Origin of the sequence: Streptomyces sp. NBC_00086, assembly GCF_026343255.1 — a bacterium.
GTDB lineage: Bacteria > Actinomycetota > Actinomycetes > Streptomycetales > Streptomycetaceae > Streptomyces.
This window is the reverse complement of sequence record NZ_JAPELZ010000001.1, coordinates 1,225,522-1,249,581: the sequence shown is the minus strand read 5'-3', so window position 1 is coordinate 1,249,581 and position 24,060 is coordinate 1,225,522. Positions and strand designations below refer to the sequence as shown.

General features: G+C 73.8%; 24 protein-coding genes and 1 riboswitch. Of the genes, 14 read left to right on the top strand and 10 right to left on the bottom strand.

The genetic code is table 11. The annotated features are described in order from the left end of the window. Positions 1 to 28 precede the first annotated feature (28 nt). Positions 29 to 262, top strand: coding sequence for a LapA family protein (locus OG276_RS05730; protein ID WP_266903353.1), 234 nt, complete (start codon positions 29 to 31; stop codon positions 260 to 262). 34 nt (positions 263 to 296) lie between these two features. Here the strand turns inward: OG276_RS05730 and OG276_RS05725 are convergent, their stop codons facing one another. Next, positions 297 to 1,046 carry a hypothetical protein gene (locus tag OG276_RS05725; protein WP_266903351.1) on the bottom strand — a complete coding sequence of 250 codons (750 nt, stop codon included), beginning with the start codon at positions 1,044 to 1,046 and terminating at the stop codon, positions 297 to 299. A 34-nt stretch (positions 1,047 to 1,080) separates the two neighbouring features. Between OG276_RS05725 and OG276_RS05720 the strand changes: the two genes are divergently transcribed. Continuing rightward, positions 1,081 to 1,668, top strand: coding sequence for a GNAT family N-acetyltransferase (locus tag OG276_RS05720; RefSeq protein WP_266903349.1), 588 nt, complete (start codon positions 1,081 to 1,083; stop codon positions 1,666 to 1,668). Between the two features lie 4 nt (positions 1,669 to 1,672). Further along, a complete protein-coding gene (locus OG276_RS05715; RefSeq protein WP_266903347.1) occupies positions 1,673 to 2,572 on the top strand; it encodes an arginase family protein in 900 nt (299 codons plus the stop codon). Between the two features lie 76 nt (positions 2,573 to 2,648). On the opposite strand, the gene OG276_RS05710 is transcribed toward OG276_RS05715, so the two are convergent. Further along, a complete protein-coding gene (locus OG276_RS05710; RefSeq protein WP_266903345.1) occupies positions 2,649 to 3,200 on the bottom strand; it encodes a DinB family protein in 552 nt (183 codons plus the stop codon). A gap of 113 nt (positions 3,201 to 3,313) precedes the next feature. Here OG276_RS05710 and OG276_RS05705 point away from each other — a divergent pair, with 113 nt between their 5' ends. Next, positions 3,314 to 5,311, top strand: coding sequence for a DUF5107 domain-containing protein (locus OG276_RS05705; RefSeq protein ID WP_266903343.1), 1,998 nt, complete (start codon positions 3,314 to 3,316; stop codon positions 5,309 to 5,311). Positions 5,312 to 5,341: 30 nt separating this feature from the next. Here OG276_RS05705 and OG276_RS05700 read toward each other — a convergent pair whose 3' ends face one another. The 3 genes from OG276_RS05700 to OG276_RS05690 form a co-directional block, all read right to left on the bottom strand. Beyond that, positions 5,342 to 5,866 (bottom strand): dihydrofolate reductase, encoded by a 525-nt coding sequence (locus OG276_RS05700; protein WP_266912555.1) that lies wholly within the window; start codon positions 5,864 to 5,866, stop codon positions 5,342 to 5,344. 38 nt (positions 5,867 to 5,904) lie between these two features. After that, positions 5,905 to 6,702, bottom strand: coding sequence for a thymidylate synthase (locus OG276_RS05695; protein WP_266903341.1), 798 nt, complete (start codon positions 6,700 to 6,702; stop codon positions 5,905 to 5,907). A 77-nt stretch (positions 6,703 to 6,779) separates the two neighbouring features. After that, positions 6,780 to 7,226 (bottom strand): nuclear transport factor 2 family protein, encoded by a 447-nt coding sequence (locus OG276_RS05690; RefSeq protein WP_266903339.1) that lies wholly within the window; start codon positions 7,224 to 7,226, stop codon positions 6,780 to 6,782. A gap of 106 nt (positions 7,227 to 7,332) precedes the next feature. Between OG276_RS05690 and OG276_RS05685 the strand changes: the two genes are divergently transcribed. Together OG276_RS05685 and OG276_RS05680 are read left to right on the top strand one after the other, a co-directional pair. Continuing rightward, the gene (locus OG276_RS05685) at positions 7,333 to 7,902 is read left to right on the top strand and encodes a PadR family transcriptional regulator (protein ID WP_266903337.1); all 570 of its coding nucleotides are present in this window, start codon (positions 7,333 to 7,335) and stop codon (positions 7,900 to 7,902) included. Beyond that, positions 7,889 to 8,686, top strand: a complete 798-nt coding sequence (locus tag OG276_RS05680) for an SGNH/GDSL hydrolase family protein (protein ID WP_266903335.1) — start codon at positions 7,889 to 7,891, stop codon at positions 8,684 to 8,686. Before OG276_RS05685 ends, OG276_RS05680 begins: the two co-directional genes overlap by 14 nt. Before the next feature lie 22 nt (positions 8,687 to 8,708). Here the strand turns inward: OG276_RS05680 and OG276_RS05675 are convergent, their stop codons facing one another. Continuing rightward, positions 8,709 to 9,563: a class I SAM-dependent methyltransferase gene (locus OG276_RS05675; protein WP_266903333.1), complete on the bottom strand. Its 855-nt coding sequence runs from the start codon at positions 9,561 to 9,563 to the stop codon at positions 8,709 to 8,711. 216 nt (positions 9,564 to 9,779) lie between these two features. On the opposite strand from OG276_RS05675, the gene OG276_RS05670 reads away from it, so the two are divergent. The 3 genes from OG276_RS05670 to OG276_RS05660 all read left to right on the top strand — a co-directional run bounded on the left by OG276_RS05670 (position 9,780) and on the right by OG276_RS05660 (position 12,855). Then, on the top strand, positions 9,780 to 10,352 hold the full coding sequence (locus OG276_RS05670; protein ID WP_266912553.1) for a TIGR03086 family metal-binding protein: 573 nt from the start codon (positions 9,780 to 9,782) through the stop codon (positions 10,350 to 10,352). 102 nt (positions 10,353 to 10,454) lie between these two features. Continuing rightward, positions 10,455 to 11,687: an aminotransferase class I/II-fold pyridoxal phosphate-dependent enzyme gene (locus OG276_RS05665; protein WP_266912551.1), complete on the top strand. Its 1,233-nt coding sequence runs from the start codon at positions 10,455 to 10,457 to the stop codon at positions 11,685 to 11,687. A 55-nt stretch (positions 11,688 to 11,742) separates the two neighbouring features. Further along, complete coding sequence (locus OG276_RS05660; RefSeq protein WP_266903331.1) at positions 11,743 to 12,855, top strand: MBL fold metallo-hydrolase; 1,113 nt, start codon at positions 11,743 to 11,745, stop codon at positions 12,853 to 12,855. A 727-nt stretch (positions 12,856 to 13,582) separates the two neighbouring features. On the opposite strand, the gene OG276_RS05655 is transcribed toward OG276_RS05660, so the two are convergent. Continuing rightward, a complete protein-coding gene (locus OG276_RS05655) occupies positions 13,583 to 14,212 on the bottom strand; it encodes a DedA family protein (protein WP_266912549.1) in 630 nt (209 codons plus the stop codon). A gap of 5 nt (positions 14,213 to 14,217) precedes the next feature. Further along, on the bottom strand, positions 14,218 to 15,000 hold the full coding sequence (locus OG276_RS05650) for an MBL fold metallo-hydrolase (protein ID WP_266903329.1): 783 nt from the start codon (positions 14,998 to 15,000) through the stop codon (positions 14,218 to 14,220). 144 nt (positions 15,001 to 15,144) lie between these two features. On the opposite strand from OG276_RS05650, the gene OG276_RS05645 reads away from it, so the two are divergent. From OG276_RS05645 to OG276_RS05625, 5 genes are all read left to right on the top strand, one after another. Continuing rightward, complete coding sequence (locus OG276_RS05645) at positions 15,145 to 15,549, top strand: hypothetical protein (RefSeq protein WP_266903327.1); 405 nt, start codon at positions 15,145 to 15,147, stop codon at positions 15,547 to 15,549. A gap of 150 nt (positions 15,550 to 15,699) precedes the next feature. Then, positions 15,700 to 17,781 carry a phage holin family protein gene (locus tag OG276_RS05640; protein WP_266903325.1) on the top strand — a complete coding sequence of 694 codons (2,082 nt, stop codon included), beginning with the start codon at positions 15,700 to 15,702 and terminating at the stop codon, positions 17,779 to 17,781. Positions 17,782 to 17,865: 84 nt separating this feature from the next. Further along, positions 17,866 to 18,315, top strand: a complete 450-nt coding sequence (locus OG276_RS05635) for an SRPBCC family protein (RefSeq protein ID WP_266903323.1) — start codon at positions 17,866 to 17,868, stop codon at positions 18,313 to 18,315. Between the two features lie 110 nt (positions 18,316 to 18,425). Further along, on the top strand, positions 18,426 to 19,487 hold the full coding sequence (locus OG276_RS05630) for an ATP-binding protein (protein WP_266903321.1): 1,062 nt from the start codon (positions 18,426 to 18,428) through the stop codon (positions 19,485 to 19,487). Further along, entirely contained in the window at positions 19,484 to 21,289 is a 1,806-nt protein-coding gene (locus OG276_RS05625) for a hypothetical protein (protein ID WP_266903319.1), read from the top strand. The genes OG276_RS05630 and OG276_RS05625 overlap by 4 nt, the downstream gene beginning before the upstream one ends. An 18-nt stretch (positions 21,290 to 21,307) precedes the next feature. Here the strand turns inward: OG276_RS05625 and OG276_RS05620 are convergent, their stop codons facing one another. Together OG276_RS05620 and OG276_RS05615 are read right to left on the bottom strand one after the other, a co-directional pair. Next, the gene (locus tag OG276_RS05620) at positions 21,308 to 22,879 is read right to left on the bottom strand and encodes an RNA polymerase sigma factor (RefSeq protein WP_266903317.1); all 1,572 of its coding nucleotides are present in this window, start codon (positions 22,877 to 22,879) and stop codon (positions 21,308 to 21,310) included. Positions 22,880 to 23,092: 213 nt separating this feature from the next. Next, positions 23,093 to 23,854: a methyltransferase domain-containing protein gene (locus OG276_RS05615; protein WP_266903315.1), complete on the bottom strand. Its 762-nt coding sequence runs from the start codon at positions 23,852 to 23,854 to the stop codon at positions 23,093 to 23,095. Positions 23,855 to 23,944: 90 nt separating this feature from the next. Further along, a riboswitch (ZMP/ZTP riboswitch) is annotated at positions 23,945 to 24,044 on the top strand. Positions 24,045 to 24,060: the final 16 nt, after the last annotated feature.

Genomic DNA, 24,060 nt, shown 5'->3' with positions numbered 1-24,060 from the left:
CGGGGCGCCGCGAGCGGACGATGGGGCCATGAGCTCCCACACCTCCAAGAGCCGGGGCAAGGGGCGCGGGCCGATCACCCCGGGCCGCGCCGGCATCGCCGCGCTCGCGGTGCTCACCCTGGTGTTCATCTTCGAGAACACCCGCCCCACCAAGATCCGGCTGTTGATCCCGCAGGTGACGATGCCGCTGTACGTCGCCCTGCTGATCGCGGCCGTACTGGGCGGGCTGTGCGGGGTCTACTTCGCCCGGCGCCGCACATAGCGGGAGCCCCGGGGTCCGGGGCCCGGGGCCGCGGTCAGCCCGAGTGGACCCAGACCCGGAGCGGGCCGATGGCCGTGAAGCCGTGGCGCAGTGCCGTGTCGAGGTCGTCCCCCGACTCGTAGCCGACGAGCGCCAGGCCGGGCCAGAGCGAGGCGGCCAGGGTGAGCGCGCCCGTCCAGGCCTCGTCGTCCGGGGTTCCGTCGGCGCTGAACACGTTGGAGACGCCGACCACTTCACCGGTGCGGTTGGCGGCGGCCCCGGCCAGGATCCGGCCCTCGGCGTCGCGCCCCGCGAGGAAGGCGATCTCCCCGGTGTCTCCGGTCTCCGCGGCCTCCGCGGTCTCCCCGGTGGTCCCCGTGAGCAGCCCCGGGTGGAACAGCCCGGTGCTCTCCTCGCCGTCCCAGGCCGTCTCCCAGGCCACCAGCTCCCCGGGGCCGGAGATCCGGCTCCACTCCAGGGCCGGGACGGCGCCGGGAGCGCCCGCAGGGCGGTGGATCCACTCGGCGCCGAAGAGGACCTCGAAGCCGGCCGGGGCCAGGTCGAGCACGGCGAAGCTGTCCTTGACCGAGGCGCGGGGCGCCGCGGTGTCGATCCCGGCGAGCAGCGCGGCCGTGTCGGTGTCCCGGGTGAGGGTCACGGCATCCGGGTAGTAGAGCGGGGTCGGGCGCGGGCTGCTCCAGGCCTGGGCGGTGAAGCCGCCGTCGCGGCAGACCGCGGCGCACCACGCGGCGTTGTTGTACGCGGCCGCGAGGAGGAGTTCTTCGGTGTTCGGGGTGATGATCACATCGGGATCCTGTCACAGCGCCTAGCCTGGGGCGATGCCGAATTCTCCCTACCTGGCCGAGGGCGGCCGGATCGGGCTGCGGCCCTACCGGCCCGCTGACGAGGCCGAGTTCACCGCCCGGGTGCGCGAGAGCCGGGAGCTCCACCACCCGTGGCTGTCGCCGCCCGCGACCGCGGAGGCCTACGAGGCGTACGCCGCCCCGCTGATCGCCGGCGCGACGGGGGCCGCCGCCCCGGGCAGAGCCGGATTCCTCGCGTGCGAGCGGGAATCGGGCGCCATCGCCGGCTTCGTGAACGTCAACAACATCGTCCTCGGAGCCTTCCGGTGCGGCGCGCTCGGCTACGGGGCGTTCGCCCACGCGGCGGGCCGGGGACTCATGCGGGAGGCGCTCGGCCTCGCCGTGGCGCAGGCCTTCTCCGCGGACGGGCTCGCACTGCACCGGCTGGAGGCCAATATCCAGCCGGGAAACACCGCCTCGATCGCCCTCGTCCGAGGGCTGGGCTTCCGGCTGGAGGGGCTGTCGCCGGACTTCCTCCAGGTCGACGGCGCCTGGCGGGACCACGAACGCTGGGCGCTCACGTCCGAAATGCCATGTCCCGGGGCCCCGCATCGCACAGGATGAGTCCATGCGAACCCTCGTGCTCCTCGACGCACCGTCCAACCTCGGGCTCCGACCCCCGGCCCCGGGCGCCGTTCCCGGTGTGTACAAACTCGCCGGGGCCCTGCGCGAACAGGGCCTGCTGGCCCGCCTCGGCGCGCGCGAGGGCGGGGTGGTCGTCCCGCCGCGCTACGACCGGGGCGACTGGAAGGAGGGCGACGGGGTGTTCCACGCCGGGCCCCTCGCCGCGTACACCGTCGCCCTCGCCGACCGGATCGAGGACCACCTGCGCTCCGGGGAGTTCCCGGTCGTCCTCGGCGGCGACTGCTCCATCCAGCTCGGTGCCTCCCTGGCCATGCGGCGCCTCGGGCGGTACGGCATCGCCGCGATCGACGGCTCCGCCGACTTCCGCCACCCCGGCAACGCGGCCGTCAACGGGCCCGTCGGAGCGGCCGGCGGCGAGGAACTGGCGCTCGCCACCGGGCGCGGCCAGGCGGACCTCGCGGACCTGGAGGGCCTCGGGCCCTACGTGCGCGACGAGGACGTCCGGCTCTTCGGGCTGCGCGACGGGGACCCGGACCTCCCGGAGCTGCGCGCCGCCGGGATCTTCGCGGCCACGGTGGGGGCGATCCGCGACCGCGGCGCCGGGCCGGTGGCCCGTACCGCCCTGACGGGACTGCAGCCCCCGGCCACCGCCGGGTTCTGGGTCCACCTGGACGCCGACGTACTGGACCCGTCCGTGATGCCGGCCGTCGACAGCCCGGACGCGGGCGGGCTGATCCCCGACGAACTCGCCGAACTGCTCGGGGTGTTGATCAGCTCCCCGCGCTGCGTGGGACTCAACGTCACCATCTACGACCCGGACCTGGATCCCGACGGGCGCGCCGGGGCCCTGCTCGCGGACCTGGTGGCGGGCGCGTTCGCGTAGGGCCCGCGGCTCGGACCGGCCCGGTCCCACCCCGGCGGCCCGGCCGACCGGTCCGGCCGCCGCGGCGGCGGCGCGCTCAGACCCCTATCGCTCCGTCGATGCTTTCGCGCAGCAGGTCCGCGTGGCCGTTGTGCCGCGCGTATTCCTCGATCATGTGGATCAGCACCCAGCGCAGCGAAACCTCGCCCCGCCACGCGTCCTTCCCGCAGACCTCCAGGTCCGGCGCCCGCTCCGTGAACGCCTCCGCGAACTCCGCCTCCGCCCGCCACGCCTCCCAGGCCTCCCGGATCACCTCGGGCGTGGCCACCGCGCCGTCGAAGTCCCCGTCGGGGGCGGCCGTGGACCAGAACCGGAGCGGAACCTGCTGCCCGTCCAGCACCTGACGGAACCAGCGGCGCTCCACGTCCGCGAGATGGCGGACCAGGCCCAGCAGCGACAGCGTGGACGGCTGCACCGCCCGCTCGGCCAACTCCGGCCCCAGGTCGGCGCACTTGAGCCTGAGCGTCGCACGCTGGGCCCGCAGCACGTCGACGAGCATCCGTCGTTCGTCGCCCGTCGTCGGTCCCGCGAACCGGCGCGCGGACTCTTCCCCGTCGAAAAACTGACCTCTTCTGATCACGTCGCTCATGCCCTTCATGGTCGGACACCGGCCCGCGCGAGAGAAGGTTTTGCGTAATCCTGACCGGTGGTGATCCGCCGAATCCCTGTGCACCGGAGCCCGTGGCGTGTTCCATTTCCCTCATGGCCACCACCGTCCGCCGCTCCGTACTGACCCTCCCCGCAGCCCCGTTGGGCCCCGAGAACCCGCTGCCGGCCCTCCGCGAGTCCGGCGGAGTGCACACGCTGGACCACCTCCCCCAGCCACCGCTGGGAGGTGCCCCCGGACGCGAGGGCCTGCCGCGCGACATGGCACGCCAGATCGGGTACGAGCCGCTGCGCTCGCTGCTGCCCGTCCGGATCCGGGACGGCTATCGACGGGTGCGCACGGAGCGGGACTTCGAGACGATCGTCATCGAGAACGCGCACCTGCGCGTCACCGTCCTGCCGGGCCTCGGCGGCCGGATCCATTCGCTCGTCCACCTCCCCACCGGACGTGAACTGCTCTACCGCAATCCGGTGTTGCAGCCCGCCAACTTCGCGCTGAACGGCGCCTGGTTCTCCGGCGGCATCGAGTGGAACCTCGGTGCCACCGGCCACACCACCCTTTCCTGCGCCCCGTTGCACGCCGCGCTCGTCCCGGCGCCCGACGGCGGGGTCATGGTGCGGCTCTGGGAGTGGGAGCGGCTGCGCGACCTGCCGTTCCAGGTGGACCTGTGGCTGCCCGAGGACTCGGAGTTCCTCTACGTCGGCGTCCGCGTGCGCAATCCGCACGAGCGGCCCGCGCCCGTCTACTGGTGGTCCAACATCGCCGTGCCCGAGGAGGCCGGCACCCGCGTCCTGGCCCCGGCCGACGAGGCCTGGCACTTCGGGTACGAGCGCTCCCTGCGGCGCATCCCCGTACCCGGATGGGAGGGCGCTGACCGTACGTACCCGCTGCGCAGCGAATACCCCGCCGACTTCTTCTACGAGGTCGAGGCCGGAACCCGGCCCTGGATCGCCTCCCTCGACGCCGACGGGCGCGGACTCGTCCAGACCTCCACGGCCCGGCTGCGCGGCCGCAAGCTCTTCGTCTGGGGCGCGGGCGAGGGCGGCCGGCGCTGGCAGGAGTGGCTGACCGAGCCCGGCACGGCCGGGTACGCGGAGATCCAGGCCGGGCTCGCCCGGACCCAGCTGGAACACGTACGCCTGGAGGCGGGCGCGGAGTTCAGCTGGCTGGAGGCCTACGGGGCCCTGTCCGCGGACCCCGTCGCCGTGCACGGGGACGACTGGGCGGCGGCCCGCGCCGCGGCCGGGACGGCGCTGGAGTCCGCGCTGCCCGGGCCGGCCGTGGACGCGGCGTACGAGGCGTGGCGCGGGTGCGCCGACACCGAACCGGGGGAGCGGCTGGCCGCCGGCTCCGGCTGGGGCGCGCTGGAGGTTCTGTGCGGCGGCCACAAACTGCCCGGCACCCCCTTCGCGGAGGACACCCTCGACGAGGACCAGGCCCCCTGGCTGGAGCTGTGGCGCACCGGGGTCTTCCCCGCCCCGCGCCGGGTGGCGCCGCCCGGCCCGAGCCTGGTCGCCCCGCACTGGCGGGACATGCTGGAGACGGCTCCGGCGGACCCGCTGACCGAGTACCACCTCGGGGTCGCCCAGTGGCACGCCGGGGACATCGCCCAGGCGGTACGGAGCTGGGAGCGCGGGCTGGCGCTGGCCCCCTCGCGGTGGCCCCTGCTGAGGTGCCTGGCGGTCGCCGACGACCTGGCCGGCGACCCGGCCCGGGCGGCCCGCTGGTACGCCGAGGCCTTCGATGACCTGGCCGAGGAGAGCCGGGGCGGCGCGGGCTGGCTGGCCGCCGAATCGGCGCTGGGCCGGGAGGCACTGGCGTCCCTGCTGGCGGCGGGGCTGCTGCCGGAGGCCCGCTCGGTGTGGGACCGGCTGCGCCCCGCCCTGCGCGAGGAGGGCCGCTTCCGGCTGTCGGCGGCCCGGCTGCTCGCGGCCGAGGGTCATGTGGGCGCGGCCCGGCGGGTCTTCGAGGAGGGCTTCGAACTGCCCGACCTCCGCGAGGGCGAGGAGACCCTCTCGGAGGTCTGGGCCACCCTCACGGACCGCCCGCTGCCGGCCGCGTACAACTTCCGGATGCGCCCGCCGGTGGAGTAGGCGGGCGGGGAGCGGCAGGCGGGGCCCCGCCTACCGGGTGTAGGTGCAGATGCGGTAGCGCAGGCCCGTCACCGACGACTGCCAGCCGGCGTCCTCGGCGACGGTCCACGCCGGATCCAGCTCCGGGGCGTGGGTGTCGCCGATCACCTTGGTGTCGACCTCGGTCACCGAGAGCATCACGGCGTGGGCCATGGCGGCGCGGTAGACCTCTCCGCCGCCGATCACCCAGCAGGCGGTGGCGGGCTCGGCGGACGGGGGCTGCCCGGCCTGCCCGCCCTGCCCGGCCGCGAGTTCCAGGGCCTCGGGGATGGAGCCGGCGCGCTCCGCGCCCTCGGCGGCCCACTCGGGGTCACGCGTGACCACGATGTTGCGCCGCCCGGTCAGCGGACGGAACCGCGCCGGCAGCGAATCCCAGGTCTTGCGGCCCATCACCACCGGATGGCCGAGGGTGGTGGCCTTGAAGTGGGCCATGTCCTCGGGCAGCCGCCAGGGAATCCCGTTGTCCGCGCCGATCACGCCGTCGGAGCTCTGCGCCCAGACCAGACCGACGTCCATGCCGGTGCCGGCGTCGCTGCCGGCGTTCGTGTCGGGGCTCATACCGCGACCGGGGCCTTGATGGCCGGGTGGTGCTCGTAGCCGGCCATCTTCACGTCGCCGTAGGCGTAGTCGAAGAGCGAGTCGGCCCGGTGCAGCTCCAGCTGGGGGAACTCGAAGGGGGTGCGCGAGATCTGCTCGGTCACCTGGTCGACGTGGTTGTCGTAGATGTGGCAGTCACCGCCGGTCCAGATGAAGTCGCCCGGCTCCAGGCCGGCCTGCTGCGCCACCATGTGGGTGAGCAGGGCGTAGCTGGCGATGTTGAACGGCACGCCGAGGAACAGGTCCGCGCTGCGCTGGTACAGCTGGCAGGAGAGCTTGCCGTCGGCCACGTAGAACTGGAAGAAGGCGTGGCACGGTGCGAGCGCCATCTTGGACAGCTCGGAGACGTTCCAGGCGGAGACGATCATCCGGCGGGAGTCCGGGTCGCGGCGCAGCGTGTCCAGGACCTCGGTGATCTGGTCGATGTGCCGGCCGTCCGGGGTGGGCCAGGAGCGCCACTGGACGCCGTAGACCGGGCCGAGGTCGCCGTTCTCGTCGGCCCACTCGTCCCAGATCGTGACGCCGTGCTCGCGCAGCCAGCCGACGTTCGACTCGCCGCGCAGGAACCACAGCAGCTCGTACACGATCGACTTGAGGTGCACCTTCTTCGTGGTGACCAGGGGAAACCCCTGCGACAGGTCGTAACGCAGTTGGTGCCCGAAGACACTCCGGGTGCCGGTGCCCGTCCGGTCGGCCTTGGCCGTCCCGGAGGTGAGCACCAGCTTCAACAGGTCTTCGTACTGGGTATCCGCCACGGGCACCGAGTCTACTGGGCTGCCGTCGGAGGTCCGGTCAGCCGGTCAGCCGGTCAACCGGTCAACCGGTCAGTCGCTCAGGCGGTCACCACGCCGTCGGCGATCAGGCCCGCCAGGACCGCCTCGCCGACCGCCATGACCGCCGTCTGGGGGCGGATCATCACGGTGATCTCGTCGATCAGGCCCTCCGGCGTGAGGTGCAGCATGTCGATGCCGTGCACGTGCCGGTCGCTCACGGTGGTCCGGAACGGCAGTACGGTCGCCGGTCCCTCGTCTCCCTCCGCCCCGAACGGGACACCGGCGGACTGGACGCTGCCGTCGAAGTGGCCGACGTAGTGGAAGCCCTCGAAGGTGCGCAGGAGCACGCGGAAGAGGGCCAGTACCGCCGGCTTGCCCTCGAACGGCTTCGACTTCACCGGGCTGTTGAGCCGGACGTCGTCGGTGAACAGCGCGTCCAGCGCGGCGAGGTCACGGCCGGCGACGGCGGCACGGAAGCGGTCGGCCGTGCTGGTGTCGGTACTCATGAGAACTCCTCGATAGTCACCGATGTGATTAGTCAGTTTCTTGACTATCATGGTCCGGGCGTCCTTGAGAAGACGCTGCCGCGCACGATCCCGAGGAGACCGACCGATGGCTTTGCGTCACGCCGTACTGGCGGCGCTGCTCGACGAGGAGCTGAGCGGCTACCAGCTGGCCAAGTCCTTCGGCACGGGCGTGGCCAACTTCTGGCACGCCCTGCCCCAGCAGCTCTACGCCGAGCTGGCCAGGCTGGAGCGGGAGGGCTTCATCGCGGGCCGCGAGGTCGTCCAGGACACCCGGCCGAACAAGCGGCTGTTCAAGGTCACCGACGCCGGACTGGCCGAGCTGGAGCGCTTTACCGCCGCCGAGACCAAGCCCTGCGTCATCCGCGACGACCTGCTCGTGAAGGTCCAGGCGGCCGAGTACGTCGACACGGGGGCGCTGATCGCGCAGCTCGCGGAGCGGACCGCCTTCGCGACGGCCAAGGCCGAGCTGTTCGAGAAGCTGCTCCGCTCGATGCGCGGCGAGCGCACGGAGGAGGAGTTCCTGCGCCACGGCGCACGGATCGGCCCCTACCTCACCTGCCTGCGCGGCCTGGAGTTCGAGCGGGCCAACCGCGCCTGGTACGAGCGCACCACGATCATTCTGAACGAGAGGCGGGCATCCCGTGGAGAGCAGTGAGCAGCGACGGCCGACCCGGTACGTGGCGCTCGGCGACAGCCAGAGCGAGGGCGTGGGCGACGGGGACGACCGCACCGGGCTGCGCGGGTGCGCCGACCGGCTCGCCGAACTGATCGCGGTCCACGAGCCCGACGCGCTCTACGCCAACCTGGCCGTACGGGGCCGCCTCGCGGCGGGGGTCCGCGAGGGGCAGCTCGGGCCGGCCCTCGCGCTCCGCCCCGACCTGGCCACCGTGGTCGCCGGGGTCAACGACGTGCTGCGGCCCCGCTTCGACGCCGACGAGGTCGCCGGGCACCTGGAGGCGATGTTCGAGGCGCTGACCGCGCAGGGCGCCCGCGTCGCCACCGTCACCTTCCCCGACATCGCCAAGCTCGTCCCGCTCGCCAAGGGGGCGGCCCCGCGCGTCACCGCGCTCAACGAGCGGATACGGCAGGCGGCGCAGCGGCACGGGGTGGCCGTCGCCGACTTCGCCCGCCACGAGGCCTCCACCGACCCCCGGATGTGGAGCGCGGACCGGCTGCACGCCGCGCCGTCCGGCCACGCGATGATCGCCGCCGGTGTCGCGCACGCCCTGGGGCTGCCCGGTAGCGACGACGCCTGGACCCGCCCGCTGCCCGGCCCGCCGCCCGCCGCCCCGGCGGGGCTGCGGGGCGTCGCCGGGGAGCTGCGGTGGGCCGTGGGCTTCGCCGGGCCCTGGATCGGGCGCCGGCTGCGCGGGCGCTCCTCCGGAGACGGCCGTACGGCCAAGCGGCCCGAACTGCTCCCCGTACGCCTCGCGGCCTGAACCGAAGGCACGCCCGCCGGGGTCAGGCGCGGCAGATCATCTCGCCGTTCAGCACCGAGAACCAGGCGTCCGGCTCCGCGCCCCAGGTGTGCCAGGCGTCCGCGACGGCCGACAGCTGAGCCCGGGTCGCGTGTCCACCGCCGATCGCGATCCCGGCGTAGGCCGAGGCCGTCGTACGGTCCGCCCACAGCGAGGACCACCACGCGGCCTCCTCCTCGGTCGCGTAGCACCAGGAGGTCGCCGTGCAGGTCACGTCCGTGAAGCCCGCCGCCCGCGCCCACGCGCGCAGGCGGCGTCCGGCGTCCGGCTCGCCGCCGTTGGCGCGCGCGACCCGCCGGTACAGGTCCAGCCACTCCTCCAGCCCCGGAGTCGCGGGGTACCAGGTCATCGCCGCGTAGTCCGCGTCCCGCGCCGCGACGATCCCGCCCGGCCGGCACACCCGGCGCATCTCGCGCAGTGCCTGCACCGGATCGCCCACGTGCTGCAGCACCTGGTGGGCGTGGACCACGTCGAAGGAGTCGTCGGGGAAGTCCAGCGCGTGGACGTCGGCCGTGGCGAACTCGATGCCGGTCAGTCCGCGTTCCTTCGCGTAAGCGGCGGCCTGGTCGACCACGTCCCGCGCCGCGTCCACCGCCGTGACCCGGCCCTGCGGCCCCACCAGCTCCGCCAGGTCCGCCGTGATCGTGCCCGGGCCGCAGCCCACGTCCAGGACGCTCATCCCCGGGCGCAGCTCGCCGATCAGGTACGCGGCCGAGTTCTCGGCGGTGCGCCAGCGGTGCGAGCGCAGCACCGACTCGTGGTGCCCGTGCGTGTAGACCGCGGTTTCGTGCGCGGGCTCCGTGGCAGCTGCCGTGCGAGTGGCTTCCGAGGCGTTCATGGGACCTGGCTCCTTCGTCGTCGAAGTGCTGTCGAGGCGTTGGGTTCACCGTAAGGGATCAGTTCGGCATCTGAGATATGCGTTTTGACATGTGGACACCACCCTTGCGCGCCAAGGAGGTTGGGTGAGCGGGTGGCAGGGCGTGGTGGGGGCGAGGACAGTGATTCCGCGAGGACAGTGACTCGGGAACGAAGGACGGTGAGGTCCATGCCATCCATGCCGGACCCGCTGCTGGAGCGGCACGCCGAAGCGCTGCGACTCTTCGGCCAGTACGTCCACGCGGTCTCGGACGCGCAGTGGGACGCGCCGACGCCCTGCAGCGAATGGAGCGTGCGCGACCTGGTCAACCACGTCACCGCCGAACAACTGTGGATACCGCCCCTGGTCACCGACGGCCGCACCGTCGAGGACATCGGCAGCACCTTCAACGGAGACGTCCTCGGCACGGATCCGGCCGCCGCCTGGGACGAGGCCTCCGCCGCCGCGCACACCGCCTTCGAGATCCCCGGGGCGCTGGATCGCACCGTCCGGCTCTCGTACGGGCCCGCGCTCGGGTCGGCGTACTGCTCGGAGCTGACCGCCGACTGCGTCGTCCACACCTGGGACCTCGCACGGGGCATCGGCGGCGACGACCGGCTGCCCGACGGCCTCGTCGAGTTCTCCATCAAGGAGGTCATGCCCTACGTCGACGGGCTGGCCGCGAGCGGCATGTACGCGGCTCCGCTGGAGATCCCGGCCGGGGCGAGCGCCCAGACCCGGCTGCTCGCACTGCTGGGGAGGAGCGGCTGACGTAAAAGGGGCGATCCTGAACGAATAACCGTATAAAGGCATGGATCGGGAGCGCGGAACGGCAGGGAGAGGTGGCGCGCGGTGTCGGGGATCCAGCGCACGATGGCCGAGGGCCGGGGCCCGGTCCGCTACGGTCCGCCCCCGCCACAGCCCGGCCTGCCCGTCCTGCCCGAACTCACGGCCGTCCTTGCGGCGGCCGCCTGGCGTTCGGCCCCCGAACCGGTCGGCGGGGGAGTGCCCGTACGGTCCGCCGCGGCCCGGCACTGGGGGCGGCGCGGGCTGCCCACCGACCCCGACCACGTGGCCGCCGGACCCGGGGCGCCCGCCCTGCTGCTGGCGCTGCTCGGCGCGTACGGCGGCGACGTCATGCTGCCCCGGCCCTGTCCCGCCTGGTGGACACCACAGGTCCGGCTGCTGGGACGGCGGGCCTACCACGTCCCCACCCCGGCCGAGTGCGGCGGCGTACCCGATCCGTACGCCCTGCTGGAGACCGTGCGCCGGGTGCGCGCCGAGGGCGGCGACCCGCGGGTGCTGCTGCTCTCCGTGGCCGACGACCCGACCGCGACCGTCCCGCCGCCCGAACTGCTCCGGGAGGCCTGCGAGGCCGCCGAGTCCGCGGGGCTGTTCGTCGTCAGCGACGAGACCTGGCGCGACACCGTCCACCGGCCGTTCCACGGGCGCCCGGGCTCCCACGACAGGCTCGTCGTGCTCAGCCCGGCCGAGATGCTGCCGGACGACACCGCGGTGCTCCTGGACCTCTCCGGCGCACTGCTGCCCGCAGGCTGGCCCGCCGCCGTCATCCGCTTTCCCGGCACCCCGCACGGCGCCTGGCTGCGGGCCCGGACCCTGGACGTGCTCACCGCCACCGGCGGCTTCGTCGCCGGCCCCGTCGCCGGGGCGGCCGCGCACGCCCTCGACGAGCCCGCCGCCGTCGCGGGACGCACCGCCGCGGCCGCAGCCCTGCACGGCGCCGTGGCCCGGGCCGCGCACCGGGAACTGCTGGCCGCCGGGGCGCTGGCCCGGCCCCCGCAGGCCGGCCGCCACCTCTACGCCGATCTGACGCCGCTGCGCTCGGGGCTCGCCCGGCAGGGGGTCGGCGACGCGATGGAACTCGAGGACTGGCTGGGCGGACGGCTCGGCGCGCCGACGCCCGGCGGGCAGCGGTTCGCGGACGAGCCCGTCGCCCCGCGGGTCCGGCTGTCGACGGGACCGCTGCTCGGCGCCACCCCGGAAGAGCGGCTCGCGGCGCTCACCGCGGCCGACCCCCTCGCACTGCCCCACGTACGGGACTCCCTGGCCCGGCTCCGGTCGGTCCTGGCCGGGCTGTCCGACTGAGGCCCGCCGCGGAACTGGAAACCCCCGAATGCCGCCGGTGAACGGAGACTTCTCGATGAGGGATCAGACGGACGCCCCCTCGGCTTCCCGGGCCGAGGCCGAGGCGGTCGCCGAGAGCGGCCCGGACATCCCCCCGGCGGCCACGCGGGCCGGTGCCGCAGCCGGCACCGGCATCCGGCCCGCCCGGCCGCGGCCCCTCGGCGAACACCGGCTGTGGCCCCGCTCGTTCGCGGACCGTCTGACCACCCCGCTGCCGGGGCTGCGTGCGTTCGCCCGGCTCGCCCGCGAAGGCGCCTTCCGGCCCGGCCCCGAAGGGCTGCGCGGCATCCCGGACCTGCCGTACGCGCCCGCCCCGCTGCCCGCCGTGGCCGCCGGGACGGTGTCCGCCACCTGGGCCGGGCACGCCAGCTGGATCCTGCGGATCGGCGGACTGACCGTCCTGACCGACCCCGTCTGGTCCCGGCGGATCCTCGGCACTCCGGCCCGGATGACCCCCGTCGGGGTGCGGTGGGAGGAACTGCCGCCGGTCGACGCCGTGGTGATCAGCCACAACCACTACGACCACCTCGACGCCCCCACCCTCAAACGGCTCCCGCGCACGACGCCGCTCTTCGTCCCGGCCGGTCTCGCGCGTTGGTGCCGGCGGCGGGGGTTCACCCGGGTCACCGAACTCGACTGGTGGGAGTCGGCCGAACTGGGCGGCGTACGGTTCGAGTTCGTGCCGGCGCACCACTGGTCGAAGCGGTCGCTGATGGACGCGTGCCGGACGTTGTGGGGCGGCTGGATGCTCAGCGCCGCCGCCGCCTCCGGCGGTGACGGGCGGGCCGGGGCCGCGAAGAAGGTCTACTTCGCGGGTGACACCGGCTACGGGCACTGGTTCGGCGAGATCGGGCGGCGGCACCCCGGAATCGATCTGGCGCTGCTCCCGATCGGGGCGTACGCCCCGCGGTGGTGGCTCCGCGATGTCCACGCGGATCCGGAGGAGGCCGTGCAGGCCTGTCTGGACCTGGGGGCGCGGCGGATGGCGCCGATGCACTGGGGGACCTTCGTGCTCTCGTCGGAGCCGGTGATGGAGCCGCTGCAGCGGGTGCGGGCCGCGTGGTCCCGTACCGGGCTGCCCCGGGAGCACCTGTGGGACCTCCCGGTCGGGGCGTCCCGATCCCTGTAGCGGCCCTGCGGGGCGAAGTCCCCGACCCGCCCTTCCCCCGTTCCCAGGGCCGGCCCTGCCCCGGTCCTCAAACGCCGGACGGGCTAAAACGAAAGGCCCCCGGGCTGCGCCCGGCCCCCCTGGGGCTCCGCCCCAGACCCCGGTCCTCAAACGCCGGACGGCTGAATTGGCGCACCCCGCTCCGGAAGCGACTCCCAACCTGCGCCCAGCCCCCTGGGGCTCGGCCCCAGACCCCGGTCCTCAAACGCCGGACGGCTGAATTGGCGCGGCCCGGTCCGGAAGGGTCTCCCAAGCTGCGCCCAGCCCCTGGGGCTCCGCCCCAGACCCCACGCCTCAAACGCCGGCGAGGCTGGATTACGGCTGCGTTGGGCTGGCGAGGCTGGTTTGCGCAGCCCGGGCTGGATAAGGCGGCCGGGCTGAAATATTCGCCCGGTCGGGGGCGGCTGGTGGCGGCCCGGGTCGGGGACGGGGGCGGGGTGGGGTGTCGGCCTGGACGTAGAGCGTGATTTGTGGCGCTGGTGCATGTCGCGCCCTGTCGGAGTTCAGGAGAGGGCGCCTAAATCATGCAGTCCAGGCCGACACCCCACCCCGCCCCCGGCACCGGCCCCCATCCGCAGCCGGGCCGGACCGAGGCCACCCCCAGCCCCGCCGGCGTTTGAGGCGCAGGGGTCCGGGGACCGGTCCCCGGCAACGGCGCCGCACGGGGCGGGTTCCACGACCGGCCAGGTCAGCCGCGGAGGCGGCGCCAGAGGCCCGGGGTCGCACTGATGAGCACCGTGAGGGCCACCGCCAGCGCCACCCCCTTCCAGGGCTCCGCGAAAAGGGAGCCGCCCACGATGCCGATCAGCCCGTAAGTCGCCGCCCAGGCCAGGCAGGCCGGCCCGTCGCCGCGGGCGAACCGGCGCAGGGGGAGCTCCGCGAGGAGGCAGGCCAGCATCACCGGGATGCGGCCGCCCGGGAGGAGGCGCGAGACCACCAGGACCAGTACGCCGTTCTCGTCGAGCTTGCGCTGCGCCTGGGCGAGGCGTTCCGGGGTCGCCCGTCGGCGCAGGGCTTCCAGCCAGCGCGATCCGTTCCGCGAGTGCACCCCGCGCCGGCCCAGCCAGTACAGCGCCAGGTCCCCGGCGAAGGCGGCCAGCGAGGACACCGCGAACACCAGCAACAGCCCGAAGGGCAGGGAGTCCTGGTGGAACGCCACCACCGCCGCCGTACTGACCAGTGCGCCCGTCGGAATCACCGGTACCAGCGCGCCCAGCGCCACCAGCACGAAGAGGGTCGGGTAGCCGATCGCCTGCTGGGTGGATTCCGGCGGTACCTGCGCGGCCGCCTCCGCGAGCCGGGACAGGGGCAGGGACAGGTCCCTCACGGCAGCCGCACCCGCTCACCGTGCGCGGGCACCCGGACCGTCACCTTCGGCGCCTCCCGCCGCGCACACCGCAAGAACTCCTCGCCCGGCGCGTGGAACTCGTGCGGCCGCACCATGTCCATCCCGATGGGCCAGTACGTACCCCAGTGCACCGGAACCGCCGCCGCGGGCGCCAGCAGGGCCAGCGCCCGCGCCGCACCCGCCGCGTCCAGGTGCCCGGGACCCAGGTAGGGCCCCCAGCCGCCCACCGGCAGCAGGGCCACGTCCACCGGTCCGACCTCGTCGGCCATCGAGTCGAACAGGCCGGTGTCCCCGGCGAAGTAGGTCCGCGACGAGCCCTCGATCACGTACCCGAGCGCGGGAGCGACCCGCGGCCCGAACGGCAGCCGCCGCCCGTCGTGCCGTGCGCCGACCGCCCGGACCCGTACGCCGCCCCCCGCACCGTCCCCCACGGTCACCGTGTCGCCCGGCGCCACCTCCGTGACCGCCAGCCCCCGCACCCCGGCTATCCGTGCCAGCCCCGGCACCGCGCCCGGCGCCCCGCGCGGCACCAGCAGCCGGGTCCCGCGCGCGAGGCGCGCCAGCGAGGGCAGGTGCAGATGATCGGCGTGCAGGTGCGAGACGAGCACCGCGTCGGCGACCGCCGCCTGCGGCGGGGGCACCGCCCCGCGGCGGCGCCGCAGGTGCGCCAGCCGGCGTGCGAAGAGCGGGTCCGTGAGCAGCCGGACCCCGGAGTCCTCGACCGTGCACGTCGCGTGGCCCCACCAAGTGATCTCCACCGGCCCCTGATCCCCTCCCTCGTCCCGCTCGCCACCGGGTCCCGTCCGAGCCTAAAGGCTGCCCGCCCAAACCGCCCGGAACCGGAGAACCGGCCCTCCACGCCCCCTCCTCCCCGGCGCCGGATCGGAGTAGGGTCGGGCGGCATGGATGAGCTGCGCGTGGCCGCGATCGCCAGCCTGGCCCCGCTGGAGGATCTGGACGCGGATCCCTTCGCCGTGGACACCCGGAGCCAGCACGCGATGTGCGCACGCTGGGCGGCCGACCGGGGGTACGTGGTGACCCGCCAACTGTTCGTCTACGGGCTGCGCGCCGACCACTGCGGGCTGTGGAACGACATCGACGCCGGGCGCGTCGACCTGTTCGTCACCGCCAACCACCGGGTGCTGACGCGCGCGCTGCACTCCGTGGGGGAGTTCACCGCGGAATGCGCACGGCGCGGCGTACGGCTGGAAACCGCCGGTCTCGACGAACCGCACTACACCTCCGCGATGAAGGCCGAGGTGCACCGCCGGCTCTCCATGCCGACCGCCGGATACGACGGCACCTAGGCCGCACGCGCCGGTCCCCGCCCCGCCCCCCGTACGCACATCCGCCGCCCGTGTCACCCGGCCTGCCGGGCGCCGCTGTGCGAGCCTGGACACCGTGGGGACGGGGGCCCGTCGGCGCGGTGCGGGCCACGGTGGTGAGGCGGGTTCGGCGTGTTGCGAGGCCGGTGGCGGACTGCGGGCGGCGCCCTGGTGCGGGTGGTCATCGTCTGGGCGGTGTCCACCCTCACCATGCTCGTCCTGGCCGGAATCCTCCCCGACTTCAGACTCCAGGCGGGCGCGGGCGCCGACCGCGACAGCATCACGCAGATAGGCCTGACGGCCGCCCTCGGAGCCGGTGCGTTCGGTCTGCTGAGCGCGCTGGTGTGGCCGGTCCTCGTACGTGCCCTGCTGCTGGTGCCGGCCCTGGTGCTCGGCCTGCTCGTCTTCTTCCTCAACGGCTCGCTGCTGCTGATCGCGCTCAGCCTGATCCCGGCCGGCCGCGGCGAGGCCGACCCCGAGACGGCGGTGGTGGTCGCCGCCGTGATGTCCGCCGTCGCCTCCGCCACCTCCACCGCGCTCGCCGTCCGGGACGACGAGGCCTACCGGCGCCGGCTCTACCGGCTCGCCGACCGCCGCCGGCGCCGTCAGCGCCGCGAGGGCATGCCCGGGGCCGACGAACGCGCCCCCGCCACGGTGTTCCTGCAGCTCGACGGGGTCGGGTACGAGGTGCTGCGCCGCGCGGCCGGCAGCGGTCTGATGCCGACGGTGGCCGAATGGCTCGACCGCACCCACCGCGTCACCTCCTGGCGCACCGACTGGTCCAGCCAGACCGGCGCCAGCCAGCTCGGCATCCTGCACGGCTCCAACTTCGACGTCCCGGCCTTCCGCTGGTACGAGAAGGACACCGGCGAGGTGGTGGTCTGCAACCGGCCCACCAGCGCCGCCGAGCTCCAGCGGCGGGCCGTCGAACGCACCGGGGACGGGGGCCTGCTGACCCTCGACGGGGCCAGCCGCGGCAACCTCTTCAGCGGCGGCGCCGGCCAGCTGGCGCTCGTCCTGTCCGTCTCGGCCCGGCGGAGCCCGCACAACCGCTCCCGCGCGGGCTACTTCGCGTACTTCTCCGACCCGGCCAACGCGGTCCGCACCGCGCTCTCCTTCGTCGCCGAGGTGGCCCGCGAGATCACCCAGTCGGTACGCGGCCGCCTGCGCGGGGACCGGCCACGGGTCGCCCGCGGCGGGCTGTACCCGCTGATCCGGGCCTTCGCGACGGTGGTGGAGCGCGACGTCGTGGTCGCCGCCGTGATCGGCGACATGCTGGCCGGGCGCGCCGCGGTCTACGCCGACCTGGTCGCCTACGACGAGGTCGCCCACCACTCGGGCCCGCGCTCCCGGGACACCGAGCAGGTGCTCGCGCGGCTCGACCGCAGCCTCGCGCTCATCGCCCGGGTCGCCGAGCACGCGCCCCGGGAGTACCGGATCGTGCTGCTCTCGGACCACGGCCAGAGCCCGGGGGAGACCTTCCTGGCCCGGTACGGGCTCACCCTGAAGGACCTGGTCCGCGCGGGCTGCGGGCTGCCCGTGTCCCGGAAGGCCGGCCGCACCCACAGCGGCGCCGAGGCGCGTGCCGCCGTACTGGCCGCGCTCCACCGGCCGGTGGAGGAGACCGACGAGGAGGTGCGCCCCGGGGCGGGGCCCGACCCGGTGGTACTGGCCTCGGGCAACCTCGGGCTGATCTCCTTCCCGGACCTGCCCGGCCGGGCCTCCAGGGAGCGGATCGACCGCGCGCACCCGGCGCTGCTCTCCACCCTGGCGAACCACCCCGGCGTCGGCTTCCTGCTCGTCGACGGGACCGTCCTGGCGGCCGATGGGGCCGAAGCCCGGCTGGACGAGCCGGGCGCGGTGGAGGAACTGCTGGCCCCCTTCGGCCCGGGCGCGGCGCGGGCCGTCCGGCGGACCGACAGCTTCCCGCACGTGGCCGACGTGATGGTGAACTCGGCCTACGACCCGCAGACGGGCGCGGTGCACGCCTTCGAGGAGCAGATCGGCTCGCACGGCGGCCTGGGCGGGGAGCAGGGCCACCCGTTCCTGATGTGGCCGGTGGAGCTCTCCGAGCCGGTGTTCCGGCCCGACGGGGAGCTGGTGGGCGCGGAGGCGGTCCACGAGGTCCTGCGCCGCTGGCTCACCGAGGCGGACGGGCCCCAGATCCCGGTCCCCCCGGAGATCTCCGTCACCCCGGGCGCGGACCCGGCGTAGGCCTCCGGCCGGAGCATCGCGCGCCCGCCCGGCCGGGGCGTACGTTGGAAGCAGAGTCCATCAGGGGGGCTCCGAGGGGTCGCCATGTCCGCGATCAGCAAGAGCATCGACATAGACCGCAGTCCCGAGGACGTCTACTCGTACGTCACGGACCCCACGCACCTGCCGGAGTGGCAGGACAGCGCCGTCTCCGCGGTGCCCATGGGGGACCTTCCCGTCCACGTCGGTTCGAAGGTCCTCGTCACCCGGCAGATCGGCAGGCGCAGGATCCCCACGACCATGGAGTTCCTGGAGATGGACCCGCCGAGGAGCTGGCACCTCCACGGCATCGACGGTCCGGTCCGGCCGGACGTGCGGGGCCGCATCGAACCGCTCGACGGCGGGGCCCGTTCGCGCGTGACCATCGCCGTCGACTTCGAGGGCCACGGCCTGGGCAGGGCGCTCGTACCGCTCGCGGTCAAGCCCATGGTCCGCAAGGAGATGCCCCGCAGCGAGGAGAAGCTCAAGCACCTGCTGGAGCACTCCGCGGCCTGAGGGCAAGGGACGGAGGGCCCTCGGGGGCCCGGAAAACCGGGTGCTCCGGGACACGTGGTGTGCCCAGACTGGGCACACCACGTACCCGGACCCCTAAGGACTTGTCGCCCGTGCAGGCCGCCGTCACCGTCACCCCCGCCCAGCTCCCCGAACTGCTCCTCGGGCTCGCCACCGTGCGGCCCGTGTTCCTCTGGGGGGCGCCCGGCATCGGCAAGTCCTCGCTCGTGCGGAAGTTCGCGGATTCGCTGGGGCTGGAGTGCGTGAGCCTGCTGGGTACCCAGCTCGCGCCGGAGGACCTGATCGGCGTACCGCAGATCCGTGACGGGCGTTCGGTGTTCTGCCCACCCGAGGCCATCGCCCGCGAGGAGCCGTACTGCCTGTTCCTCGACGAGCTCAACGCCGCGAGCCCGGACGTGCAGAAGGCCTTCTACTCCCTGATCCTCGACCGGCGGATCGGCTCCTACGAGCTGCCCGCGGGCTCCATCGTCATCGGCGCGGGCAACCGGGCCACCGACAACGCCCTGGCCCGCCCCATCGCCTCCGCGCTCGTCAACCGCCTCACCCACGTCCACCTGACCGCCTCCGCCGGGGACTGGCTGGTGTGGGCCGGCGAGCACGGCATCCACCCGTGGGTCACCGACTACCTCACCGACCGGCCCGACCACCTGTGGTCGCAGCCGCCCAAGACGGAGGAGCCGTTCTCCACGCCGCGCTCCTGGCACATGCTCTCCGACGCCCTGCACTCCTTCGGCCAGGACCTGGACGAGCAGACGCTCGGCGTGCTCGCGCACGGCACCCTCACCCCCGCGCACGCCGTGTCCTTCCGCGGCTACGCCAAGATCGTCCGGCACACCTTCGGCATCGAGGCGGTCATCAAGGGCGATGCCTCCTGGCCCGCCCGCGTGGAGGACCGCGACCTGCTGTACTACCTCGCCGAGGCCTTCCGGGGCCGCCTGGTCAAGGAGCTCCCGGCCCGCAAGGAGCACGTCTCGCCCGCCGTCCGGCAGACCGCCTACCGCGCCAAGTCCCTGCTCGTGCAGCTCGCCGAGATCTCCGTCGAGGTCGCCCAGACCGTCATCGCCGACGACGCCGACGGCCTGCCCGTGCTGCCCGCCTGGTTCCTCATCGAAGCCGCCCGCGACATGCCCCGCCTGGTCGAGGCCCGCCGGTGAGCAGCAAGGCCAAGCAGGGCAAGGAGCCCAAGCCCGATCCGGCCACCCTCGCCTACGAGGCAGGGCGGGCCGCGGTCCGGCAGAACCCCGCGCTGAACGCCGTGTCCGCCACCCACTGCCGAAGCCCGAAGTGCGCGCACTGCGCCGCCGCCGGGCTCGCCGTGGTCACCTCCAACGGGGTGATCCACGCCCACCCGACCCGCCGCGCCGAGCCCGCGGAGTGGGCCTGGACCCTGGCGCACTGCCTGCTCCACCTCGGCTTCGGGCACGTACCCGCCGCCAAGGAGGCGGACCGGCCTCAGCCCGACCGCGCCGACCTCGCGGCCCGCTGTGTCGTCGTCAACCGCTTCCTGCTGAACTTCCCCGTCGGCCTGGCCCCCGACCGGCTGCCCGAGGCGTACCCGGGCGGCGACGAGGAGCAGCTCGCCGGCGCCTGGCGCCGGGACGGCGTCCCGCCCCGCTACGAGGACTGCGGTACGAGCGCCCCCGGCGCCCCCGACCAGATCCTGGAGGCCTGGTCGCACTGGAGCGCCGTCCCCGACTGGCAGACCGGCTTCGCGCACGCCCTCACCCGGTCCGTGTCCGCCACCATGGACCTGGCCGCCGGCCGCGAGGGCCACCGGCCGCAGCCGTGGGAGCGGGCCCTGAACTGGTTCGTGTCCTCCTACCCCCTGCTCGGCGGCCTCGCCGCGGGCCTGCGGCTCGTCGCCGACGCCGAGCTGGCCCGCGCCCAGGGCATCGACATCGCCGCCGTCAGCGCGAGCGCCGGGGAGATCTACGTCAACCCGCTGCGCACCTTCACCGACGGGGAATGGCGGTTCATCCTGGCCCACGAGATGCTGCACGCCGCCCTGCGCCACGGGGAGCGGTGCGGCGCGCGCGACCCGTACCTGCACAACGTGGCCGCCGACTACGTCGTCAACGGCTGGCTCGTGGAGATGGACGTCGGCGAGATGCCCGAGGGGCTGCTGTACGACGCGGAGCTGCGGGGCCTGTCCGTGGAGGAGGTCTACGACCGGATCACCGGCGACCTGCGCCGGATGCGCCGGCTCGCCACCCTGCGCGGCAAGGGCCGCGGGGACATCCTGGGCGAGCCGCTGCCGCACCCGGGGAGCGGCCCGTACACCGACCTGGACGAGTTCTACCGGCGCGGCCTGGTCCAGGGCTTCGACCTGCACGGGGCCGGGGAGCGCGGGCTGCTGCCCGCCGGGCTGGTCGAGGAGATCCGGGCGCTGGCCCACCCGCCGGTGCCCTGGGACGTGCGGCTGGCCCGCTGGTTCGACGAGTACGTGCCCCGCCCGGAGCCGGTACGCAGCTTCGCGCGCCCGGCCCGCCGCCAGGCCTCCACGCCGGACATCCCGCGCGCGGGCCGGTACTTCCCGCCCGAGGAGACCGCCCGCTGCACCTTCGGCGTGGTCCTCGACACCTCGGGGTCGATGGACACCGCCCTGATCGGCAAGGCGCTCGGCGCCATCGCCTCGTACGCCGAAGCCCGCGACGTGCCGGCCGCCCGCGTCGTGTTCTGTGACGCGGCGCCGTACGACGCGGGCTATCTGCCCCCGGCTGTTCTTTCTGGGCGAGCCCAGGGCCGGGTGAAAGTGCGCGGCCGGGGCGGGACCGTACTGCAGCCGGGCATCGACCTGCTGCTGCGGGCGGAGGACTTCCCGCCCGGGGCCCCGGTCCTGGTGATCACCGACGGCTGGACCGACACCCTGCGGATCCGGCGCGAGCACGCCTTCCTGGTCCCGCAGGGCGCCTCCCTGCCGTTCACGCCCCGCGGGCCGGTCTTCCGACTGGCCTGAGGGGCGTGACCCGACTTCTCAGTCGAGGTAGTCGCGCAGCACCTGCGAGCGCGACGGGTGACGGAGCTTCGACATGGTCTTCGACTCGATCTGGCGGATGCGCTCACGGGTGACCCCGTACACGCGGCCGATCTCGTCGAGGGTCTTCGGCTGACCGTCGTTGAGGCCGTAGCGCATGGAGACCACGCCCGCCTCGCGCTCCGAGAGCGTGCCCAGGATGGACTGGAGCTGCTCCTGGAGGAAGGTGAAGGAGACCGCGTCGGCCGGCACGACCGCCTCGGAGTCCTCGATGAGGTCACCGAACTCGCTGTCGCCCTCCTCACCCAGCGGGGTGTGCAGCGAGATCGGCTCGCGGCCGTACTTCTGGACCTCGATGACCTTCTCGGGGGTCATGTCGAGTTCCTTGCCCAGCTCCTCCGGAGTGGGCTCCCGGCCGAGGTCCTGGAGCATCTGGCGCTGGACACGGGCCAGCTTGTTGATGATCTCGACCATGTGGACGGGGATGCGGATGGTGCGCGACTGGTCGGCCATGGCACGCGTGATCGCCTGCCGGATCCACCAGGTGGCGTACGTGGAGAACTTGAAGCCCTTGGTGTAGTCGAACTTCTCCACGGCGCGGATCAGACCGACGTTGCCCTCCTGGATCAGGTCCAGGAAGAGCATGCCGCGGCCGGTGTAGCGCTTGGCGAGGGAGACCACGAGGCGGAGGTTGGCCTCCAGCAGGTGGTTCTTGGCCCGGCGGCCGTCCTCGACGAGGATCTCCAGCTCGCGCTTGAACGCGGGCTTGTGGTCCTCCTCCTCTTCGAGCTTGTACTCGGAGAAGAGTCCGGCCTCGATGCGCTTGGCGAGCTCCACCTCCTGCTCGGCGTTGAGCAGCGGCACCTTGCCGATGAGCTTGAGGTAGTCCTTGACGGGGTCGGCGGTGGCGCCGGCGACCATGACGGTCTGGGCCGGGGCGTCGTCCTCGTCGTCGTCGGACAGGACGAAGCCGGCGCTGCCGCCCGTCTTGGGCGTCTCCTTCTCGTCGCCCTCGTCCAGGTCCTCGGCAGCCCAGTCCTCGCCCTCGGCCACGGGGGCGTCGCCCTCGTCGCCGTCCTTGGCGGTCTTCTTCGTGGCTGCCGTCTTCTTCACGGCGGTCTTCTTGACGGCGGCCTTCTTGACCGTCCGCTTCTTGGGCGCGGCGGCGGCCTCCGCCGCCACCTCCTCCTCGGTCCCGGAGGCCGACGGGTCGGATATCGCCGCGGCGGGGGTGGTGGCAGCCGTCTTGCGCGCACCGATGAGGCGCGGCGGGGCAGCGGCCTTCTTGGCGACGGTGCGCGCCGGAGCGGCCGCCTTGCGCGCCTTCTTGGCGGGAGCCTTCGTGGCGGGGGCGGCGCTGACGTGCAGCGCGACGCCCTCCTCGTCCAGGACCTGGTTCAGGCTGCGCAGGACCCGCTTCCACTGGTCCACCGGGATGCGGCCGGCCTCGAAGGCCTGGCGCACGTCATCACCGTTGATGTGACCCTGCTCGCGGCCGCGCTCGACAAGCGCGACCAGGGCCTCGGATTCGGCGATTTCCGTGGGGAACGTACGGGACGGGCTGAGCGACACAAGGAGCCTCTCGTTGCGAACAGATAAGGGGTGGCGGGACATCATCGCGCGAACTCGGGAAACAGACCCGAGGGGGGTCTGTATTCCGGGCCGCACGAGGACACCTGTCGGTTCATCGCATGCCCGAGTAGATTCGTTACGCGCTGAATTGAGTGACCTGCGCCACGCCGTGACCGGAGAGCCGGTCGCGGGTGGTCGCGTCCGCCCGTTTTGTCAGCCCGTTTTGCGGGCTTCGATGAGAAATCGGGCGGTGTGCGCGACGAACGGGCCTTCGTGCTCGATCTGTTCGTGCAGCTCGCGCAACCGGTCCCGATGCTGCCCGACCGTGAAGCCCGGCACCATCCAGATCACCTTCCGTAGAAAGTAGATCACGGCTCCGATGTCGTGGAACTCCGTCCGCAGCCGCTCGGAGCGCAGATCGACCACCTCCAGCCCCGCCTTCGCGGCCCCGGCGACCGCGTCGTCGGGGTGCCGGCCCCGTCGGACCTCCTCCGGCTGCGGCCCCAGGAAGTACTCCACGAGCTCGAAGACGCTCGCCGGGCCGACCTGCTGGGAGAGGTACGTACCACCGGGCTTGAGCACCCGCGCGATCTCCTCCCACCAGACCGTGACCGGATGCCTGCTGGCGACGAACTCGAAGGCCTCGTCGCCGAACGGCAGCGGCGGCTCGTCGGAGTCCGCGACCACGACCGCGCCGATCGGGTGCAGCAGCCTCGTCGCCTTGTCGATGTTCGGCGGCCAGGATTCCGTGGCCACCGTCAGCCGGGGCAGGGGCCCGGCTCCGGCGAGCACCTCCCCGCCGCCGGTCTGGATGTCCAGGGCGGAGTCGACCTGCGCCAGGCGCCGCGCCAGGAGGCCCTGGTAGCCCCAGGAGGGACGCTGCTCGGTGGCGCGGCCGTCGAGCCAGGAGAAGTCCCAGCCGTCCACGGAGACGGATTCCGCTTCGGCGACGAGATGGTCGAAAGTGCGCGTCATGTCTCGATCGTCCCAGGTCCGGCGCCGCCCATCCACCGGATTGCCGGGCCGGGGCCCACGCCGGAACCCGCCCGGGTTCGCCTACACTGGGCGGCGGGCCGTGACTGGCGTTCGGGTGGATCACCACCGGGGAGCGGCCCGGCGTACTGCGCATCCCGTACGTCGACTGCCGCGCGCCTGGGCGAACCGCGACCCGTAGCGACGCC

What these genes read in the sequence shown, in the direction of transcription:
- OG276_RS05730 (WP_266903353.1), top strand. Translation starts at nt 29, where the DNA reads ATGAGCTCCCACACCTCCAAGAGCCGGGGCAAGGGGCGCGGGCCGATC.
- OG276_RS05720 (WP_266903349.1), top strand. Translation starts at nt 1,081, where the DNA reads ATGCCGAATTCTCCCTACCTGGCCGAGGGCGGCCGGATCGGGCTGCGG.
- OG276_RS05715 (WP_266903347.1), top strand. Translation starts at nt 1,673, where the DNA reads ATGCGAACCCTCGTGCTCCTCGACGCACCGTCCAACCTCGGGCTCCGA.
- OG276_RS05710 (WP_266903345.1), bottom strand. Translation starts at nt 3,200, where the DNA reads ATGAGCGACGTGATCAGAAGAGGTCAGTTTTTCGACGGGGAAGAGTCC.
- OG276_RS05705 (WP_266903343.1), top strand. Translation starts at nt 3,314, where the DNA reads ATGGCCACCACCGTCCGCCGCTCCGTACTGACCCTCCCCGCAGCCCCG.
- OG276_RS05700 (WP_266912555.1), bottom strand. Translation starts at nt 5,866, where the DNA reads ATGGACGTCGGTCTGGTCTGGGCGCAGAGCTCCGACGGCGTGATCGGC.
- OG276_RS05690 (WP_266903339.1), bottom strand. Translation starts at nt 7,226, where the DNA reads ATGAGTACCGACACCAGCACGGCCGACCGCTTCCGTGCCGCCGTCGCC.
- OG276_RS05685 (WP_266903337.1), top strand. Translation starts at nt 7,333, where the DNA reads ATGGCTTTGCGTCACGCCGTACTGGCGGCGCTGCTCGACGAGGAGCTG.
- OG276_RS05675 (WP_266903333.1), bottom strand. Translation starts at nt 9,563, where the DNA reads ATGAACGCCTCGGAAGCCACTCGCACGGCAGCTGCCACGGAGCCCGCG.
- OG276_RS05670 (WP_266912553.1), top strand. Translation starts at nt 9,780, where the DNA reads ATGCCGGACCCGCTGCTGGAGCGGCACGCCGAAGCGCTGCGACTCTTC.
- OG276_RS05665 (WP_266912551.1), top strand. Translation starts at nt 10,455, where the DNA reads ATGGCCGAGGGCCGGGGCCCGGTCCGCTACGGTCCGCCCCCGCCACAG.
- OG276_RS05660 (WP_266903331.1), top strand. Translation starts at nt 11,743, where the DNA reads ATGAGGGATCAGACGGACGCCCCCTCGGCTTCCCGGGCCGAGGCCGAG.
- OG276_RS05645 (WP_266903327.1), top strand. Translation starts at nt 15,145, where the DNA reads ATGGATGAGCTGCGCGTGGCCGCGATCGCCAGCCTGGCCCCGCTGGAG.
- OG276_RS05635 (WP_266903323.1), top strand. Translation starts at nt 17,866, where the DNA reads ATGTCCGCGATCAGCAAGAGCATCGACATAGACCGCAGTCCCGAGGAC.
- OG276_RS05615 (WP_266903315.1), bottom strand. Translation starts at nt 23,854, where the DNA reads ATGACGCGCACTTTCGACCATCTCGTCGCCGAAGCGGAATCCGTCTCC.